This is a genomic window from Microbacterium sp. (genome assembly GCF_046295495.1).
GTDB lineage: Bacteria > Actinomycetota > Actinomycetes > Actinomycetales > Microbacteriaceae > Microbacterium.
Genome location: NZ_JBKBNC010000005.1, coordinates 41,512 through 59,205 on the forward strand (window position 1 = coordinate 41,512; position 17,694 = coordinate 59,205).

The window sequence follows — 17,694 nt, forward strand, 5'->3', positions numbered from 1 at the left end:
CCTGAGCGCACCCACGACGAAGGGCCGGAGCCCTTCGGCATCCGACCCTGTCGTGAGGACCCCGCATCGAGGCCCGGCGAGACGATCAGTCTCCCCCGTTGATCACCGACAGATACGACCCGAAGGGGCGCGCGGTGTCGGGGGTGGAGAAGTCGTCGGCGATGCCCTCGTGGGGCGCGTTGTCGAACTGCATGCCACCAGTGTGAACGGAGGAGCACCCGGTCAGGAGCCGGTTGACAAACCGGTGGAAGTTCGCATAGCTAACTACTCGCCTCCCTAGCTGACCGATGCGACGGCCGGGCCGTCGCTCCCGGGTTCGCGCCGCCCGGCGCTCGGGCCCGCGGGTGCCGACTCAGTCGGATGCCGCGGCGGAGGGTGCGAACGCGATGATCCCCGCGCCCACGAGGGCGACCGCCGATCCGACGTAGTCCCACATCGTCGGCCGGAACCCGTCGACCACGATCCCCCACGCCAGCGAACCCGCCACGAACACCCCGCCGTACGCGGCGAGCACCCGACCGAAGTGCGCGTCGGGCTGCAGCGCGGCGACGAAGCCGTATGCGCCCAGCGCCACGATCCCCAACAGGGCGAGCCACCAGCCGCGGTTCTCGCGCACCGCCTGCCAGATCAACCACGCCCCGCCGATCTCGGCGAGAGCGGCGACGGCGAACAGCACGATGATGCGGGCGGTGGTCATCGGGCCATTATCCGGGCCGACCGCGCGCGACGGTGCCGCACGGCGACGGGGGCACGGCCGGACGGGTTACGACGGTGCACGCGCAGATTACGGCCCGGGAAAATCTGGGGCGCGCAGCCCCCTCGACCGCTACGGTTCCCGGAAGGGGGTGCCCATGACGAAGCCCAGGACCTTGACGCACACGTACACGCTCGCGGGCGGATGGCGCAAAGTCTCACACCAACCCCTCACGGCCGCCCTCGCCGACGACCTGCGCCGCAGCGGAATCATGCTCGTCCGCGCGCGCCGTGGGCTCTTCGACACCCGCGAGATCTCTCTGCGTCAGTACCCGCCGGAGCATTGACGCGGAGGGGGCAGACAACGGCCCCGACGCGGCGTAGCCTCTGTAGTCCCCGTACACCCATCTCTGCGCACCCGCTCCGACGACGCAGCACACAGAGGTCCGTCGCCCTGGAGCCGAAATGTCCCGACCGCGTACCGTCACCCACGCCTACCGCATCCCCGGTGGATGGGTGAAACTCCCCCACCGCCCCCTGATCGTCGAGACGGCCCACGCTCTCCGCGACCAGGGCTACACGCTCGTCCGCGCCCGGCGCGGCTGGACGGACGTGCGCGAGATCTCGCTCGCGCAGTTCGCCACGCAGGACGACGCGGCTCGGCGCACGGATGCCGAGGGAACGGCGCACCACTCTTCTGCGGCGTGATCCGCCGGTGCGCGTCGATCGCACCGGCCACTCGGAGACGGCTCGCCGGACCACTCGGCGCGAAGGCCCGTGAACGGCGATGGCGCTCGCGGCACCCCGCAACCGGAAGAGGCGACTAGCGCGCCACGAGGTCGGCCACGAGATTCTCGACGCGACGCTTGATGTCGTCGCGGATGCGGCGCACCGCGGCGAGGTCCTGGCCCGCCGGATCGTCGAGCTCCCAGTCCTCGTAGCGCTTGCCGGGGAAGATCGGGCACGCGTCACCGCACCCCATGGTGATGACGACGTCGGACGTCTTGACCGCGTCGACGGTGAGGACTTTCGGCTGGTTGTCGGAGATGTCGACGCCGTCCTCGGCCATCGCCGAGATGGCGGTCGGGTTGATCGAGTCCTTCGGCGCCGATCCGGCTGACAGCACGTCGATGCGATCCCCCGCGAGCTGCTGCAGATAGCCGGCGGCCATCTGCGAGCGACCGGCGTTGTGGACGCAGACGAAGAGGACGGTGGGACGGGTCATGGCGTGTCTCCGGGGGGTCAGGCGGCGAGATGGGGCAGGAGTCCGTCGATGCGACGGGCGAGGTGCGCGTACGTCCGCTCGAACGCCTCCGGGGCGGATGCGGCGACGGGATCGGGAACCGACCAGTGCAGGTCGGCCCGGGCGAGGGATTCGTGTGCGCTGTCGCACACGGTGATGAGCACGTCACCGTCGTGATGGATGTCGGTGAGCAGCTTCGGCGTGGCGTGCGTGAGGTCGAGGCCGTGGTGCGCCCCCACGGCGACGGCCCCGGGGGCGACGGCCGGGGCGGGGATGGTCCCCGCCGACGCGACGGGCACGTCGCTACGGGTGCGCCACAGGTGTTCGGCGAGTTGCGACCGGGCGGAGTTCGCCGTGCAGACGAACACCACGCGGGACGCCCGGAGGGCCGTGCTCCGGCTCTCCGGATCGGCGGAACCGGGGTGCAACGAGACGTACGTGCGCCGGCGGTCGCCCTCCGAGCGCGTCCGGAGGACGACGTCCGCCCGCTCGAGCACTTTGAGGTGATGAGACAGCAGGTTGGAGGCCAGGCCGAGCCGTGCGAGCAGCTCCTGCGGCGAGAGATCGCCCGTCTCGAGGAGATCGACGATGCGCAGACGCACGGGGTCGGCCAGGGCGGCGTGACGGGCCGCGCGTCGCTCCACGCTCGTTAGCTCACTGTTCATTGTGTCAATCTTGATTGATGTAGTGTGGCGCCGTCAAGGTGGGAGAGAGATGAATCGAACGACGATGGCGCCCTTTCTGGCGGAAGCGCTGGGCACGGGTGCGTTGGTGTGCATCGTGGTGGGCTCGGGGATCGCCGCATCCACGCTCTCGGGCGACCCGGGTGTGCAGCTTCTGGCCAACAGCATCGCCACGGCCCTGGGCCTGGCGGTGCTGATCGCCGCGCTCGCCCCCATCTCCGGTGCGCACCTGAACCCGGTGGTCACGCTCGTCGACCTCCTCGCGTCCACCGAGGCTCGCCCGGATCGCGTCACCCGCGCGGTGCTGTTCGTGATCGCCCAGCTCATCGGGGCGGTGGCCGGCAGCATCCTGGCCAACGCGATGTTCGACGTGCCGCAGGGATGGTCCACGACCCCGCGTGGCGGGTTCGGCGTGCTCCTCGGCGAGGTCGTCGCCACAGCGGGCCTGATCGTCGTCATCCGACTCGCCGCGCGCCAGCACGCCGGCCGGGCGGTCGCGCTGTGGGTCGCGGCCTACATCGGCAGCGCCTACTGGTTCACCAGTTCCACCTCGTTCGCGAACCCCGCCGTCACCGTGGGCCGGATGTTCTCCGACACCTTCGCCGGGATCGCCCCGACCTCCGTCGCGCCGTTCCTCCTGGCGCAACTGCTCGGCGCGGCCATCGGCGTGCTCGTCGCGGGCCTGCTCGCGGCACCGTCACCGCAGCTGCGCACCGTCGCAGCCGACGCTCCCCCGACCTCGACCCTCTGATCACGAAGGACTCCTCATGCACATCGTCGCCATCGGCGGCAGTGACGCCGGCATCTCCGCCGCGCTGCGCGCCCGCGAACTCGACCCGACCGTGGATGTCACCGTCGTGGTCGCCGATGCCTACCCGAACTACTCGATCTGCGGCATCCCGTACTTCTTCTCCGGGGAGGTGACGCCGTGGCAGTCGCTCGCCCACCGCACCGCGGCGGACCTCGAGGCCACCGGCATGCGCCTGCGCCTCGACACGCTCGCCACGCAGATCGACGTGGCCGGTCGTCGGCTGCGACTGCGCGGAGCGGACGGCACGGAGAGCGATCTCGACTACGACGCCCTGGTCGTGGGAACCGGGGCGCTGCCGTCGCACGCGGGGATCGAGGGCCTCGGGCACCTCGGTCCGGCAGACGGGGTGCACGTCATCCACTCGATGGGCGACACTTTCGCCCTCGACGACGACTTGACCAGGAGGAACCCCCGCAGCGCCATCATCATCGGCGCAGGGTACGTGGGCCTCGAGATGGCCGAGGCGCTCACCGTCCGCGGGATGGAGGTCACCCAGCTGCAGCGCGGACCCGAAGTGCTGTCGACCCTGGATGCCGAACTCGGCATCCTCGTGCGGGAGGAACTCATCGCGCACGGGGTCTCCGTACGCACCGGAACCGCCGTGCGGAGGATCGAGAAGTCGGCGGCGGGACTCACCGTCCACGCGACGACCGACGGCGAGGCCCGGGAATACACGGCCGACCTCGTGCTCGCGGTCGTCGGGGTGCGCCCGAACACGGATCTCCTCCGGCGCGCCGGGGCAACGCTCGGGGCCGGCTCGGCCGTGGTGGTGGACGAGTCGATGCGCACGGGACTTCCGGACGTCTTCGCGGCCGGCGACGGCGTCATCACCCATCACCGACTGCTCGGCGAGACGTATCTCCCCCTCGGGACCACCGCGCACAAACAGGGCCGGGTCGCCGGGGAGAACGCCCTGGGCGGGACCGCGCGGTTCGCCGGATCGGTCGGCACCCAGGTCGTCAAGGTGTTCGACCTGGTCGCCTCGCGGACCGGTTTGCGCCAGCACGAGGCCGAGGCCGCGGGATACACGCCGCTCACGACCCAGAGCATCGCGGACGACCACAAGAGGTACTACCCGGGCGCTCAGCCCATCACCCTGCGCATCACCGGCGATGAGCACACGGGTCGGCTGCTCGGGGCGCAGCTGGTCGGTCGCCTCGGCACCGAGACCGCCAAACGCGTGGACACCTACGCCACCGCCCTGTTCGCCGGCTTGAGCGTCGAGCAGATCAGCGACCTCGACCTCTCCTACACCCCGCCCCTCGGATCCCCGTGGGACGCCGTCCAGATCGCGACACAAGCCTGGTCGCGCCAGAACCACCCACTCGGAGCACACGCATGACCGCGCCCACCGTCCTGTTCATCTGCACCCACAACGCCGGACGCTCGCAGCTCGGCGCTCATCTGATGGACCACGTCTCCGAGGGGCGGGTCCACGCCATCAGCGGCGGAGTCGCCCCGGCCGACGCCATCAATCCCGCCATCGCCACGACGCTCTCCGAGCTCGGGATCGACACCGCACGGGCACGGCCCCGAGCGGTGACGGCGGAAGACCTCGCGACAGCCGACGTCGTGGTCACCATGAAGCCGAACCTCGACCTGCCCGGCCCGATCCGCGGAGAGCACGTGCAGTGGAGCTTCCCCGACCCCGCCGACTGGGACGCGGAGGGGGCGCGCGGCATGCGCGACGCGGTGGAAGCCGCGGTGAGAGACCTCGAGCAGCGCCTGCGCTAACCCGACTGCGCGAAAGAGAGCACGCGCTGCCCGTCGCCCGTGAGGAAGTACGTCTCTCCCTCACGGGCGACCCAGCCGAGAATGACGAGGCGCCACAGCGTCTCGTCTCGCATCCGCGGCAGACGCACCCGGTGGCCGACGCCGAGTCCGGGGCGGCGCCGCTCCCACTCCCGCAGGACCTCCTCTCGCGTGCACGGGCCCGCGGATGCCAGGATCTCGAGCACCAGCAGCCTCACCCCGGTGAGGTGGCGAGCGAGGTCCACCCCGCTCACGCTCGGCCGTTCATCGCGCTGCGCCGCTCGACCAGCACCGTGTCGCGCCACTGACCCGCCCAGGGGCCCACGAGCGAGCGCGCGATGCGCTCGCGCCGGCCCACCTCGCGGAACCCGAGCGCCGCGTGCATCCGCAGCGACACGACGTTCTCGGGGAAGACACCGGACTGGATCGTCCACACCCCGTTCATCTCGGCATCCGCGATGAACGCCCGCAACAAGGCCCCGCCGATACCGCGGCCGTGTGCGTGAGAGGCGACGTACACCGAGTGCTCCACCACTCCGCGGTACGCCGGGCGCGCCGACACGGGTGACGCGGCCACCCACCCGACGACAGCCCGCGTGTCGTCGACGGCGACGAGCCGGCCGAACCGCGTCTTCGACCGATCGAAGGCGTCCCAGGTGGGCGTCTCGGTCTCGAAGGTCGCGTTGCCGCCGTCGATGCCCTCGCGATAGATGGCTTCCACCGCCGCCCAGTCCGTCCGTTCGAGGGCACGCACGAGCGTCATGTCAGCAGCATCCGCCGGCATCCGTGGAGCACACGCCGGTGGCGGGGAGCGTGAGCTGAACGCGTGAGGCGGAGGCGAGGTCGCCGGAGAGCCAGGCGACGACGGAACGCACCTGCTCGTACCCGGTGGCCAGGAGGAACGTCGGCGCGCGGCCGTACGACTTCATCCCGACGATGAAGAACCCGTGTTCGGGATGCGTGAGCTCGCGGAAGCCGTGGGGCTCGACCGTGCCGCACGAGTGGACGTTGGGGTCGATGAGCGGCGCGAGCGAACGCGGTGCCTCCACGATGGCGTCCAGATCGGTCCGAATCTCACGGAGGGCGGACAGATCGGGGCGGAAGCCGGTGGCGTTCACGACGATGTCGGCGTCGACGACCGACGGCTCGCCGCGCCGCGTCCCCGAGAGGCGGATGCCGTGCGTGGTGGCCGAGACGTCTGCGATCTCGAAGGAGTCGATCTTGTCCACCACCCCCGCGGCGACGTAGCGGTCGACGCGGGCTCCCAGCTGCGCGCGGCCGACCAGGTCGTCGTCGCCCGACGACGAGACGCGCACCGCGGTCGCGTTGCGGATGAGCCAGGTGATGCGGGTCCGCGGTTCGTCGCGCTGGAGACGGACGAGGGAGATCAGGGTGTTCGCGGCGGAGTGCCCCGCGCCGACGACGACCGCGTGATGCCCGGCGAAGAGGTCGCGGTCGCGGCCGAGCACGTCGGGCAGCGCGTGCGTGACCCGAGCGGCCACCGCGGGATCGGCGGCGGGTTCGAGTCCCGTCGAGAGCAGCGGGTTGGGCGAGCCGTACGTCCCGGACGCGTCGAGCACGGCCCGCGCGAGCAGGTGCGCCCGGTGCCCACCCGTGTCGACGCGCACGAGGAACGGCGTGGTCTCGCGCCCCGCGGAGCGCGTGCGGTCCATCCCCTCACGGGCGACCGCCGAGACCCGCGCGCCGTAGCGGATCGTGGCCGCGATCTCGGGGAGTTGGGCGAGGGGGCGGAGGTACTCGCGAACCAGCTCGTGTCCCGAGGGCGCACGGCCCTCATTGGCGGGCATCGTCCACCCGGTCGCCTCGAGAAGGCGCCGCGCCACCGGATCCACCACCTCCCGCCACGCGGAGAACAAGCGGGTGTGCCCCCACTGCTCCACGGCTGCGGCAGGCCCGGATGCCGCCTCGAGCACAACGTGGTCGATACCCCTGTCGACGAGGTGGGCGGCCGCGGCGAGGCCCACGGGGCCCGCGCCGATCACGACCACCGGGAGGGCGGCCAGTCGGTCGGTCGTGCGGGGGCGGGGCGTGAGGGTGAGCGTCGACACGGATTCTCCTAGTCATCGAGGCTTGTCGATGGATCAGTCTCATCGCATCTATCGACGCCTGTCAATATCTACTACTTTCGATGCATGACATCCGTTGCCCCCATCGCGCTCGACGGCACCTCGACATGTTGCACCCCCGCCGCGGGGGAAGCCCTGTCCCCGGGGGATGCGGAGCGCCTCGCGCGGACCTTCAAGGCCCTCGGCGACCCTACGCGGCTGAGGTTGCTGTCCATCGTCGCCGCCGCCGAGAACCAGGAGTCCTGCGTCTGCGACCTGACCGAGCCGGTCGGCCTGTCGCAACCGACGGTTTCGCACCACCTGAAGGTGCTGACCGACGCCGGTTTTCTGAGCCGCGACAAGCGCGGAACGTGGGCGTACTACCGACTCGTGCCCGCCGCCCTCGAGGCGCTCCAGCACGCCCTGCGAGGCGGCATCCTCGCGGGCGTCGACGCGCGGCCCTGATGCCGCGGTCCGTGAACACGGATCGCCGCCACGCACTTCGAACCCCCGAAACGCCGCCGGCGTCACCTCGGGATGAGGGACGCCGGGGCGCTGGGGCCTGCTAGCTGGCGCGCCGCTCGAATCGCCGCACTTCTCCGTGAACGATGTCAGGGAGTAGTTCGCCGTTCACCGTGACATCCACCAACGTAAGACCGCGCAGGTCGACGTCTCCGAACATGAACTTGCCGAGCTGCCGCTCGCGGTCGCTGAGGCCCGAAATGGTGCCCCAGCTGATGGGCTTCGATTCGCGCACGATGTGTCTCTTCTCTGCCCCCTTTGACGACGAAGCTACCAGCGCGCACCATGCGCAGAGAGGGGGTTCAGTGTGACGGCCGCGTATGCAACCCCCGGCCGAACGCCCCCGACGTCGAGCCCGACGAGCAACGCCGGCGCGTGGTGAGGCCCCCCGGCGACGCGGGCATCTGCGGCGTCATCGCTCAGCCGCCAGAAGGCCCGACCGACGTCTGCGACAGACGTTTTCGCGTCTGCGCCGTGTGCGATGAGGTCGCGGGAACGACGAAGGGCCGGAATCCCGCAGGATTCCGACCCTTTTCTGTCGGGATGACAGGATTTGAACCTGCGACCCCTTGACCCCCAGTCAAGTGCGCTACCAAGCTGCGCCACATCCCGTCGCCCGCGAGCGGGCAACTCCCCTATATTAGCCCCTCGCCGACACCGCCGCGAACCAGCGCCCACCCCGGGCGTGTGGCGCTGATGGAACGCGGAGTGGCACGGCATCCCTTGTCGATGTCGGACCCCCTCGCTACGGTTCCGGGCATGACGATCGAGATCCTTCCGGCCACCGGCGATCGCTTCGACGACGCCGAGTTGGCGCTCGACAGCGGTGACGGACCCGGGTGCCAATGCCAGTGGTGGCTGCTCACCAACGCCGTGTTCGAGAGGAGTTCCCGCGACGAGCTCACCCAGCGGTTCCGCGACGAGACGCGGGGCGAACGCCCGCCCGGCCTGATCGCCTACGTCGACGGCGAGCCCGCCGGATGGGTGCGCGTCGGCCCCCGCACCGCGCAGGCACGTCTGCTCCGCACGCGCGACGTCACCACGACGACGCCGGAGCCACTCGATGCCCCCGACGTGTGGGCCGTCTCGTGCTTCGTCGTGCGCGAAAGACACCGCGGCCAGGGGCTGATGCCGCAGCTGCTGGATGCCGCCGTCTCCGCCGCCCGAGACGCCGGCGCCAGGGTGGTCGAGGCCTATCCCCTCGATCCCGCCGTCTCGAAGCGCTCGGCGAACCAGCTGTACCGCGGCACGGTCTCGGTGTTCGTCGACGCCGGCTTCGACATCGTGGGTCGCCCGAAGCCCGACCGCGCCCTCGTCTCGCTCACGCTGCGCGACTGATCACCCGTCTTACGATGGAGATTCGCCGACGAAAGACCTGACATGACGGATGCCACGACCACCGCGCGCGTCGACGCGTGGCTGTGGGCCGTGCGCGTGTACAAGACGCGTTCCGCCGCGACCACGGCGTGCCGCGCGGGACACGTGCGCGTCAACGGCGACAGGGCGAAGGCGGCCCAGCCCGTGCGACCCGGCGACGAACTGCGTGTGCGCATTCAGGGCTTCGATCGCATCCTCGTCGTGAAGAAGACCATCGCGAAGCGTGTCGGCGCAGCCCTCGTGGCCGAGTCGGTCGACGACCGCACTCCCCCGCCCCCGTCGAAAGAGGACATGCCTTTCGTGCCGGTGCGCGACCGCGGCGCGGGGCGCCCGACCAAACGCGACCGCCGGGAGATCGAGAAACTGCGCGGTCGCGAGGCCGACTGACCGCTCGGCGAACAGCCCTGCCGCCGGCCGGACCGGCGGCCTCGACCCTCCGCCGCGACGCGGCGATCCGAGCCCTCCACCTCACGCACGCGCCTCACGCTCGCGCCGGCTCAGCCCCGCCCCGCGGAACGCGTCAGTCCAGCTGCTCCACCAGCCACCGGGCGCCGCGCACGCTCGCGCCGAGCTCCTCGACCCGGGCGGTCAGACCGCGGTCGCTCGTCACGACGATGACCGGATCGTGCGCGGCGACGAGATCGCGCGCGACGGCGACGATCTCGTCGTCGCCCTCCCCCGCGGCCATCCGCACGTCGAGGCCGGAAGCGGGGGTGTCCGCCGACCGCGCCTGCCCCTCGAGGACGGCGGCGACGCGCGGGAACCAGCGCGTCGCCGGCAGGCCGAGGGCCTCGGCATCCACTCCCCGTTCCGCGAGGGCGGCGACACGCGTCAGAAGGCGTTCGGCGGCGCCGGCGCGGTCTTTCCACCATCCGTCGGGGATCGATCCCATGACGTTCGCGACGTCGACCACGATCGCCGGACGCATGTCGAGCGCCGCGCGCAGGGCGGGCCACGAGGCGGCGAAGCCGGGGTGGAGCGGCAGATCATCGACGCGGTCGAGGGCCACCCACTCCAGCGCCACGCTCTCGGGGTCGCTGATGACGGGCTCGAACGGGGTCGTCACGTCGGCGACGAGGGTCGAATACGACCAGATGCCGAGGTCGAGAACGCTCTCGAAGCGCGCGCGCACGGCATCCGCCGGCACACCCGCCTCCTCGCCCGATTCGCGCAGCGCGCCACCGCGGGCCGACTCGCCCTCGTGGCGGGCACCGCCCGGCAGAGCCCAGGTGTCGCCGAAGTGGCTCCACGACACGCGGTGCTGCAGGAGCACGCCGCGCTCGGCGTCGAGGGCCAGGAGACCCGCCGCCCCGAAACGGCCCCAGTACTTCTCGCCGGTGGGCGCGATCACCCAGGCGTCGCCGGGATCGCGTGGCCCGTGCGGACGCCGCGGTTCACCCGGGGCGGGAGGTTCGATCGTCATCCCCTCCAGCCTGGCACACCCCGTGGGGCATCGCTCCGCTCGGAGGATGCCGGAACGACGCACACCCGTCGGAGGAATGCGGCCGTCGGGCCCCCGCGGCCGCGCGTCCGGGGCCGCCACGACGCACGAACGCCCCGACCCCGGACGGGGACCGGGGCGTTCGCCGCACGGACTCAGCGCTGGCGCTTCTCGCGGATGCGCATGTTGAGCACGATCGGGGTGCCCTCGAAGCCGTAGATCTCGCGCAGGCGCCGCTGGATGAACCGGCGGTAGCCCGGGTCGAGGAACCCGGTCGTGAACAGCACGAAGGTCGGCGGACGCGTCGCCGCCTGCGTGCCGAACAGGATGCGCGGCTGCTTGCCACCGCGCAGCGGGTGCGGGTGCTCGGCGACGAGCTCCGACAGGAACGCGTTGAACTTGCCGGTGGGGATACGGGTGTCCCACGACTCCAGCGCCGTCTCGAGGGCGGGCACGAGCTTGTCGAGGTGGCGGCCGGTGCGCGCCGAGATGTTCACGCGCGGGGCCCACGCGACGTGGGCGAGGTCCTGCTCGATCTCGCGCTCGAGGTAGCGGCGGCGGTCCTGGTTCTCCATGTCGTCGTCGCTCAGGCGGTCCCACTTGTTGAACGCCAGCACGAGCGCGCGGCCCGACTCGAGCACCAGGTCGATGATGTTCAGGTCCTGCACGCTGATCGGCTGCGACACGTCGAGCACGACGACAGCGACCTCGCTCTTCTCCAGCGCGGTCGAGGTGCGCAGCGACGCGTAGAAGTCGGCGCCCTGCTGCAGGTGCACGCGACGACGGATGCCGGCGGTGTCGACCAGCGTCCAGAGCTTGCCGCCGAGCTCGACGACCTCGTCGACGGGGTCGCGGGTGGTGCCGGCGAGCTCGTTGACGACCACGCGCTCCTCGCCCGCCGCCTTGTTCAGCAGCGACGACTTGCCCACGTTGGGGCGGCCGAGGATCGCGACGCGGCGGGGGCCGCCGATCTCGTACTTCGCCACCGCCGAGACCTCGGGCAGCACCTTCATGATCTCATCGAGCAGGTCGGCGACACCGCGGCCGTGGATGGCCGAGACGGGGTGGGGCTCACCCAGGCCCAGGTTCCACAGGGCGGCGGCCTCGGGCTCGTGGCGCGCGTCGTCGACCTTGTTGGCGATGAGGAACACCGGCTTGCCGCTCTTGCGCAGCAGCTTGACCACGTGCTCATCGGTCGAGGTGGCGCCCACCGTGGCATCCACCACGAAGAGCACGATGTCGGCGAGGTCGATCGCGACCTCCGCCTGGGCCGCGACCGAGCGGTCGATGCCCTTGGCGTCGGGCTCCCAGCCGCCGGTATCGACCAGCGAGAAGCGCCGGTCGAGCCACTCCGCCTTGTAGGTGACGCGGTCGCGCGTGACACCCGGGGTGTCTTCGACCACGGCTTCGCGGCGACCGAGGATGCGGTTCACCAGCGCCGACTTGCCCACGTTCGGGCGGCCGACGATCGCGACCACCGGCAACGCCGGCAGGAACTCGATCTCACCGTCACCCGAAGCGAGCCCGGCGAGCAGCGCCGCGTCGTCCTCGTCGAGGTCGAAGTCGGCCAGGCCGGCGCGCAGCGCCTCGGCCCGCTGTTCGGCGAGGACCTCGTCGAGGTTCTGCATCTTCTCGGCGAGCTGGTCGGGCCCGCCCTCGTACTCTTCTTCTTCAACGCCCATCGCGGGCTCCCATCGTGTTGTCGACGACGCTCAGCACGGCGTCGACGGTCTGTTCGAAATCGAGGTGGGTCGAATCGACGACCTGCACGCCGGGGGCGGCGGTGAGGAAGTCGACGACCGTGGAGTCGGCGGCGTCGCGGCGGTGAAGAGCCGCGGCCACCTTGGCGGCATCGTGGTCGGTCAGCTCGGCACTGCGGCGCGCGGCGCGCACCTCGGGCGCCGCGGTCAGCAGGATGCGCACGGGCGCGTCGGGGAACACCACGGTGGTGATGTCCCGTCCCTCGACGACGACGCCGGGGAGGTTCGCGGATGCCACGAGCCGGCGGAACAGCTCGTTCACCGCGTGCCGCACGGGGGCGACCCGGGCCACTCCGCTCACGGCATCCGTCACCCGGGGCTCGCGGATCGCGGCGGTGACGTCGACCTCGCCCACGCGCACCCAGCGGTCGCGGGTGTCGAGCGAGATCGCGTAGTCGAAGTCGCCGAAGACCTCGAGCACCGCGGTGGCGTCGGAGGTGTCGGCGCCGTGCGCGAGCGCGTGCCAGGCGAGGGCGCGGTACGCCGCGCCGGTGTCGAGGAAGCCGTAGCCCAAGCGCTCGGCCGTGGCCTTCGACACACTGGATTTCCCGCTGCCGGCGGGACCGTCGATCGCGACGACGACGGGCGCGCCGCCCGGCGCCGAGGCAGTCGAGCCCACGGCCGGCTTGGTGAGGGGGTCAGTCATGGGTGGTGCTCGCAATCCGCCATCCGCGCTGCTGGAGCCCGTCGACGGCTCGGCGGACGGCGTCGGGGACGACGCTGATCTCAGCGAGGCCGAACGGGGCGCCGGGCGAGTGCTCGAGGCGCAGGTCTTCGACGTTGACGTCGAGGTCGCCGAGCTCGCCGAACAGGCGGCCCAGCTGACCGGAGGTGTCGTCGACCATGACGACGAAGGTGTCGAACCGGCGGTTCTGCCCGTGCTTGCCCGGCAGTCGCTCGACGCCCTCGTTGCCGCGACGGATGGTGTCGGCGACCGCGCGACGGGCACCCGGCGCGTCGGGGTCGCGCAGCGCTGCGGCCACGTCGGAGAGATCGGCCGAGAGCTGCTCGAGCACCTCGACCACGGGCGCCGCGTTCGCACCGAGGATCTGCACCCACAGTTCGGGGGCGGATGCCGCGATGCGGGTGGTGTCGCGCACGCCCTGTCCGGCGAGGCGGAGGGAGCCGTCGGGGGCGGTGACGAAGCGGCCGGCGAGCAGGCTCGCCACCAGCTGCGGCACGTGCGACATCAGCGCGACGGACTCGTCGTGCTCTTCGGGGGTCATCTCGATGAGGGTCGCGCCGAGGTCGAGGGCGAGTCCCTCCACGAGCGAAAGGTCGTGGGCGGAGGTCTCGCCGTCGCGGCACACGACCCAGGGCCGGCCCACGAAGATGTCGGCGCGCGCCGAGCTCGCCCCGCCGCGCTCGCGTCCGGCCATGGGGTGCGAGCCGATGTAGTGCGTGAGGTCGACGCCGCGCCCGCGCAGCGTGCGCAGCGGCTCGAGCTTGACGCTCGCGACGTCGGTGACCACGGCATCCGGGTACGCCGCGAGTTCGCGCTCGACGACGTCGGCTGTCACGTCGGGCGGAACCGCCACGACGATTAGCGAGGGTGCGTCGTCGGGTCGTTCGGCGCGCCCGGCACCGTAGTCGATCGCGAGGCGCAGCTGCGAGGGCGAGGCGTCGACGAGCACGACGTCGACACCGCGCGCGCTCAACGCGTGGCCGATGCTCGCGCCGAGCAGACCCGAGCCGACGACGCGGACGGTGCCGCTCGTGCGGGTCGCCAAAGGACCGGCCGCGCGCGCGGACGTTCCGTTCGGTTCGCTCATCGGGTCTCCTGCTGCCCTGGGCGGCGCCGCTCGCACCGCGGGACGCCCGGAGGGGTCACTCCGCCGAATCGGCCGAGGAGCTGTCGTCTTGACGGGACAGCGTGAGGAGGGCGCCACGTTCTACTGTAGTCAACTCGCGTGCCTTGCCCACCGGGAGTGTTCCCAGGTGCAGCGGGCCGAACTGCCGGCGCACGAGCTCGATCACCGGGTGCCCCACCTCGGCCATCATGCGCCGGACGATCCGGTTGCGGCCCGAATGCAGCGTCAGCTCCACCAGGCTCTCCCCGCGCGAGGCATCGAGGAGGCGGGCCTTGTCGGCCGCGATCCGCCCGTCCTCGAGCTCGACGCCCTTGATGAGGCGCTGGATCGTCTGCGGCAGCACCTGCCCCTCGACCTTGGCGATGTACACCTTGGTCACCCCGAACGACGGGTGGGCGAGCACGTGGGCGAGGGCGCCGTCGTTGGTCAGCACGAGGAGGCCGCTGGTGTCGGCATCCAGTCGTCCCACGTTGTACAGGCGCTCGTCCCAGTCCTCGGTGAACCGGCGCAGATCGGGGCGACCGCGGTCGTCGTTCATGGAGCTCACGACCCCGGTGGGCTTGTTCAGGATGACGTAGCGCTTGGACTCGTCGAGCTGAACGGCCACGCCGTCGACGTCGACGAGGTCGGTCTCGGGGTGGATGCGCGAGCCGAGCTCGGTGACGGTCTCGCCGTTCACCCGCACGCGCCCCTCGACGATCATGATCTCGGCCACGCGCCGCGAGGCCACGCCCGCATTCGCGAGCACCTTCTGCAGGCGGATGCCCTCGTCGCTCGCGGAGCCCGCGCCCTCGGTCGCTGCGCCTGTCGAAGCGTCGCTCATTTCAGTACCTCTCCGTCGAATCCGTTCGAGCCGTCGTCGAGCAACGGCGAGATGTGCGGCAGCTCGTCGAGCGAGTTGATGCCGAGGTTGACCAGCAGCTGGTCGGTCGTTCCGTAGTGGATCGCCCCCGTGTCGGGGTCGGTGAACACCTCGGTGACGAGGCCGCGCGCGAGCAGCGTCCGCACCACCGAATCGACGTTCACGGCACGGATGGATGCCACCTGCCCGCGCGTGACGGGCTGCTTGTACGCGATCACGGCCAGGGTCTCCAACGCCGCCTGCGACAGCCGCGACGGAGCCTGGGTGGTGACGAAGTCGCCCACGACGTCGTCGTACTCCTCGCGCACGTAGAGCCGCCAGCCGCCGCCCACCTCGCGCAGCTCGAAGCCGCGGCGGGGACCGCCGCCCTCGCCGTCGTAGTCGGCCACGAGCGCCGCGACGGCCCGGCGCACGGTGGGCACGGGCGCGGCGACCGCGGCGGCGAGGCTCACGAGGCTCTGCGGTTCGTCGACGACGAGCAGGATCGCCTCGAGGCGGCGGGCGACGGCTGCCGCATCGTCCGGGCCCGGCGCCGGGGCGGCGGTCTGCGGTGCGGCGACACGGGCGGCGTCGGCCGCCGGCACGGCATCCGCGTCGGCGGAGATGGCGGCGTCGGGTGCCCCGGTGGTGTCAGCGGTCATAGTCGGCTCCCAAGGCGGCGAGGTTCTCTTCCGACCACCGCTCGGCGGTCCACCGCAGCCTGAGCTCGCCGAGGGGCTCGAGCTGTTCGAACGACAGGGCGGCGTGGCGGTACAGCTCGAGGATCGACAGGAAGCGCGCCACGACGACCCCCGTCTCGGTGACACCCGCGACGAGGTCGCGGAAGTTCAGCGTCCCGGCCGAGCGGAGCAGCGTCACCACGATCGCCGCCTGCTCCCGGATGCTGACGAGCGGCGCGTGCAGGTGGTCCAGGCCCACGGTCGGAATCTGCTTCGGTGCGAGGGCGACGACCGCGAGGGCTGCGAAGTCGTCGAGGCTGAGCGTCCACGCCAACTCCGGCACGGCGCTGCGGTACTTCTCGTCGAGGCGGACGCTGCGGGTGTGCCGGCGGTCCTCGCGCTGCAGGCAGCGGGCGAACCAGGCCGACACCTCTTTGAACGCGCGGTACTGGAGCAAACGCGCGAAGAGCAGGTCGCGCGCTTCGAGCAGCGCCACCGACTCGGCATCCACGAGCTCGCCCTGCGGCAGCAGACCGGCGATCTTCATGTCGAGCAGGGTCGCCGCGACCACGAGGAACTCCGAGGCCTCGTCGAGGTCGCCGTCGGGACCCATCGCGCGCAGGTAGGAGATGAACTCGTCGGTCACCCGGCTGAGGGCGACCTCGGTCACGTCGAGCTCGGCGCGCGAGATGAGGGTCAGCAACAGGTCGAACGGGCCGTCGAAGTCGGGCAGCGTCACGCGGAAGCCGGGGCCGGGGGCCTCAGCCCCTTCCGCAGCCTCTGCGGCCGACCTCGACGCGGAGAGCGATCGCGGCTGGGGGGCGTCCGCGGTCTGCGCGGCCGCGGCGAGGGTGTCGTCAGGCGACGGCGCCACGGGCGACCAGCTCCCGCGCCAGCCGCAGGTAGGCCTGTGCGGCAGCGTGCTCGGGCGCGAACTCCGTGATCGGCATGCCCGACACCGAGGCGTCGGGGAACTTCACCGTGCGCCCGATCACCGTCTCGAGCACGTCGTCGCCGAACGCCTCGACCACGCGCTCGAGCACCTCACGCGAGTGCAGCGTGCGCGGGTCGTACATGGTGGCGAGCACGCCGTCGAGCTCGATCGCCGGGTTGAGGCGGTCGCGCACCTTGTCGATCGTCTCGACCAGCAGCGCCACACCGCGCAGCGCGAAGAACTCGCACTCGAGCGGGATGAGCACGCCGTGCGCCGCGGTGAGGGCGTTGACCGTGAGCAGACCCAGCGAGGGCTGGCAGTCGACGAGGATCACGTCGTAGTCGGCCGCGACCTTGCGCAGCACGCGGGCGAGGATCGTCTCGCGCGCCACCTCGTTGACGAGGTGCACCTCGGCCGCCGAGAGGTCGATGTTGGCCGGGATGATGTCGAGGCCCTCGACGCGCGTCTGCACGATGATCTCGTGCGGGTCGCGCTTGGTGTCCAGCAGCAGGTCGTAGATGGTGGCCGCATCGTGCGTCTGGATGCCGAGACCCGCCGACAGCGCACCCTGGGGGTCGAAGTCGATCGCGAGCACGCGGCGGCCGTACTTCGCGAGCGAGGCGGCCAGGTTGATGGTCGTCGTCGTCTTGCCGACGCCGCCCTTCTGATTGCACAGCGCGATGATGCGCGCGGGACCGTGTCCGTCGAGCGGTTTCGGGGTGGGGAACCCCTGGTAGGGGCGTCCGGTGGGTCCGAGGATGACCTCGTCCGCGCCCGTCTTCGTGCCCTTCGTGCTCGCCGACACCGAGTCTCCCGCCTTCGTCATAACGTCCCCGAGTCTAACCGCCGCCCACCGCGGAGCCCGTGTGACCCGCGGGCGAGGTCCGCGTCCGGTGCGCGCACCAGACAGCGGGCCCAGGTTCTCGAGCCCGCCGAGGGCACCCACGACGCGCCGCCGTCGCACGCACACTCCGCGATGTGCACAACCTCAGCCCGAAACGATCGAGACCAGCTGACCTGGCGCGCATGACCGACGTCACGCACGCTCCGAACCGCCCGCCCACGCTCCCGAGCCCGCCG

The 17,694-nt window shown here is 71.4% G+C and carries 23 protein-coding genes and 1 tRNA gene; 8 read left to right on the forward strand and 16 right to left on the reverse strand.

Annotated elements, in window-relative coordinates:
- Positions 1-352: 352 nt before the first annotated feature.
- Positions 353-697: a YnfA family protein gene (locus ACK4LS_RS03375; protein WP_409713144.1), complete on the reverse strand. Its 345-nt coding sequence runs from the start codon at positions 695-697 to the stop codon at positions 353-355.
- A 154-nt stretch (positions 698-851) separates the two neighbouring features.
- Here ACK4LS_RS03375 and ACK4LS_RS03380 point away from each other — a divergent pair, with 154 nt between their 5' ends.
- Positions 852-1,040, forward strand: coding sequence for an alternative tryptophan synthase beta-subunit (locus tag ACK4LS_RS03380; protein ID WP_409713147.1), 189 nt, complete (start codon positions 852-854; stop codon positions 1,038-1,040).
- A gap of 118 nt (positions 1,041-1,158) precedes the next feature.
- Positions 1,159-1,401 carry an alternative tryptophan synthase beta-subunit gene (locus ACK4LS_RS03385; protein ID WP_409713150.1) on the forward strand — a complete coding sequence of 81 codons (243 nt, stop codon included), beginning with the start codon at positions 1,159-1,161 and terminating at the stop codon, positions 1,399-1,401.
- 115 nt (positions 1,402-1,516) lie between these two features.
- On the opposite strand, the gene ACK4LS_RS03390 is transcribed toward ACK4LS_RS03385, so the two are convergent.
- Positions 1,517-1,918 (reverse strand): arsenate reductase ArsC, encoded by a 402-nt coding sequence (locus tag ACK4LS_RS03390; RefSeq protein ID WP_409713153.1) that lies wholly within the window; start codon positions 1,916-1,918, stop codon positions 1,517-1,519.
- Positions 1,919-1,935: 17 nt separating this feature from the next.
- On the reverse strand, positions 1,936-2,601 hold the full coding sequence (locus ACK4LS_RS03395; protein ID WP_409713156.1) for a helix-turn-helix domain-containing protein: 666 nt from the start codon (positions 2,599-2,601) through the stop codon (positions 1,936-1,938).
- 64 nt (positions 2,602-2,665) lie between these two features.
- On the opposite strand from ACK4LS_RS03395, the gene ACK4LS_RS03400 reads away from it, so the two are divergent.
- Genes ACK4LS_RS03400 through ACK4LS_RS03410 form a run of 3 tightly spaced genes read left to right on the forward strand, consistent with a single transcriptional unit; the run spans position 2,666 to position 5,164 of the window.
- A complete protein-coding gene (locus ACK4LS_RS03400) occupies positions 2,666-3,370 on the forward strand; it encodes an aquaporin (protein ID WP_409713159.1) in 705 nt (234 codons plus the stop codon).
- A 16-nt stretch (positions 3,371-3,386) separates the two neighbouring features.
- Positions 3,387-4,772: an FAD-dependent oxidoreductase gene (locus ACK4LS_RS03405; RefSeq protein ID WP_409713162.1), complete on the forward strand. Its 1,386-nt coding sequence runs from the start codon at positions 3,387-3,389 to the stop codon at positions 4,770-4,772.
- Positions 4,769-5,164 (forward strand): low molecular weight phosphatase family protein, encoded by a 396-nt coding sequence (locus ACK4LS_RS03410; protein WP_409713165.1) that lies wholly within the window; start codon positions 4,769-4,771, stop codon positions 5,162-5,164. Before ACK4LS_RS03405 ends, ACK4LS_RS03410 begins: the two co-directional genes overlap by 4 nt.
- Here ACK4LS_RS03410 and ACK4LS_RS03415 read toward each other — a convergent pair.
- The 3 genes from ACK4LS_RS03415 to ACK4LS_RS03425 are packed head-to-tail and all read right to left on the reverse strand — an operon-like array spanning position 5,161 to position 7,251.
- Positions 5,161-5,427, reverse strand: a complete 267-nt coding sequence (locus ACK4LS_RS03415) for a hypothetical protein (protein WP_409713168.1) — start codon at positions 5,425-5,427, stop codon at positions 5,161-5,163. The two genes, ACK4LS_RS03410 and ACK4LS_RS03415, sit on opposite strands and share 4 nt — an antisense overlap.
- Positions 5,428-5,432: 5 nt before the next feature.
- The gene (locus ACK4LS_RS03420) at positions 5,433-5,945 is read right to left on the reverse strand and encodes an N-acetyltransferase family protein (protein WP_409713171.1); all 513 of its coding nucleotides are present in this window, start codon (positions 5,943-5,945) and stop codon (positions 5,433-5,435) included.
- Between the two features lies 1 nt (position 5,946).
- Positions 5,947-7,251 (reverse strand): NAD(P)-binding domain-containing protein, encoded by a 1,305-nt coding sequence (locus ACK4LS_RS03425; RefSeq protein WP_409713174.1) that lies wholly within the window; start codon positions 7,249-7,251, stop codon positions 5,947-5,949.
- Between the two features lie 84 nt (positions 7,252-7,335).
- Between ACK4LS_RS03425 and ACK4LS_RS03430 the strand changes: the two genes are divergently transcribed.
- Entirely contained in the window at positions 7,336-7,713 is a 378-nt protein-coding gene (locus tag ACK4LS_RS03430) for an ArsR/SmtB family transcription factor (protein WP_409713177.1), read from the forward strand.
- 100 nt (positions 7,714-7,813) lie between these two features.
- Here the strand turns inward: ACK4LS_RS03430 and ACK4LS_RS03435 are convergent, their stop codons facing one another.
- A complete protein-coding gene (locus tag ACK4LS_RS03435; protein WP_409713180.1) occupies positions 7,814-8,005 on the reverse strand; it encodes a hypothetical protein in 192 nt (63 codons plus the stop codon).
- Between the two features lie 303 nt (positions 8,006-8,308).
- Positions 8,309-8,382: transfer RNA gene (locus ACK4LS_RS03440), tRNA-Pro, on the reverse strand.
- A gap of 147 nt (positions 8,383-8,529) precedes the next feature.
- Between ACK4LS_RS03440 and ACK4LS_RS03445 the strand changes: the two genes are divergently transcribed.
- Positions 8,530-9,108: an N-acetyltransferase family protein gene (locus ACK4LS_RS03445; protein ID WP_409713183.1), complete on the forward strand. Its 579-nt coding sequence runs from the start codon at positions 8,530-8,532 to the stop codon at positions 9,106-9,108.
- A 42-nt stretch (positions 9,109-9,150) separates the two neighbouring features.
- Positions 9,151-9,534, forward strand: a complete 384-nt coding sequence (locus tag ACK4LS_RS03450; protein WP_409713186.1) for an RNA-binding S4 domain-containing protein — start codon at positions 9,151-9,153, stop codon at positions 9,532-9,534.
- A 133-nt stretch (positions 9,535-9,667) separates the two neighbouring features.
- Here the strand turns inward: ACK4LS_RS03450 and ACK4LS_RS03455 are convergent, their stop codons facing one another.
- The 8 genes from ACK4LS_RS03455 to ACK4LS_RS03490 all read right to left on the reverse strand — a co-directional run bounded on the left by ACK4LS_RS03455 (position 9,668) and on the right by ACK4LS_RS03490 (position 17,440).
- Positions 9,668-10,570, reverse strand: a complete 903-nt coding sequence (locus tag ACK4LS_RS03455; protein ID WP_409713189.1) for an NUDIX domain-containing protein — start codon at positions 10,568-10,570, stop codon at positions 9,668-9,670.
- Between the two features lie 173 nt (positions 10,571-10,743).
- Complete coding sequence (gene der / locus ACK4LS_RS03460) at positions 10,744-12,216, reverse strand: ribosome biogenesis GTPase Der (RefSeq protein WP_409713383.1); 1,473 nt, start codon at positions 12,214-12,216, stop codon at positions 10,744-10,746.
- 43 nt (positions 12,217-12,259) lie between these two features.
- Complete coding sequence (cmk, locus tag ACK4LS_RS03465) at positions 12,260-12,994, reverse strand: (d)CMP kinase (RefSeq protein WP_409713192.1); 735 nt, start codon at positions 12,992-12,994, stop codon at positions 12,260-12,262.
- Positions 12,987-14,120: a prephenate dehydrogenase gene (locus tag ACK4LS_RS03470; RefSeq protein ID WP_409713195.1), complete on the reverse strand. Its 1,134-nt coding sequence runs from the start codon at positions 14,118-14,120 to the stop codon at positions 12,987-12,989. The genes cmk and ACK4LS_RS03470 overlap by 8 nt, the downstream gene beginning before the upstream one ends.
- Before the next feature lie 55 nt (positions 14,121-14,175).
- On the reverse strand, positions 14,176-14,982 hold the full coding sequence (locus ACK4LS_RS03475; protein WP_409713198.1) for a pseudouridine synthase: 807 nt from the start codon (positions 14,980-14,982) through the stop codon (positions 14,176-14,178).
- A complete protein-coding gene (scpB, locus tag ACK4LS_RS03480; RefSeq protein ID WP_409713201.1) occupies positions 14,979-15,662 on the reverse strand; it encodes an SMC-Scp complex subunit ScpB in 684 nt (227 codons plus the stop codon). The genes ACK4LS_RS03475 and scpB overlap by 4 nt, the downstream gene beginning before the upstream one ends.
- Positions 15,652-16,554, reverse strand: coding sequence for a segregation and condensation protein A (locus ACK4LS_RS03485; protein ID WP_409713204.1), 903 nt, complete (start codon positions 16,552-16,554; stop codon positions 15,652-15,654). Before ACK4LS_RS03485 ends, scpB begins: the two co-directional genes overlap by 11 nt.
- Entirely contained in the window at positions 16,538-17,440 is a 903-nt protein-coding gene (locus ACK4LS_RS03490; RefSeq protein ID WP_409713206.1) for a ParA family protein, read from the reverse strand. Before ACK4LS_RS03490 ends, ACK4LS_RS03485 begins: the two co-directional genes overlap by 17 nt.
- Between the last annotated feature and the right edge of the window lie 254 nt (positions 17,441-17,694).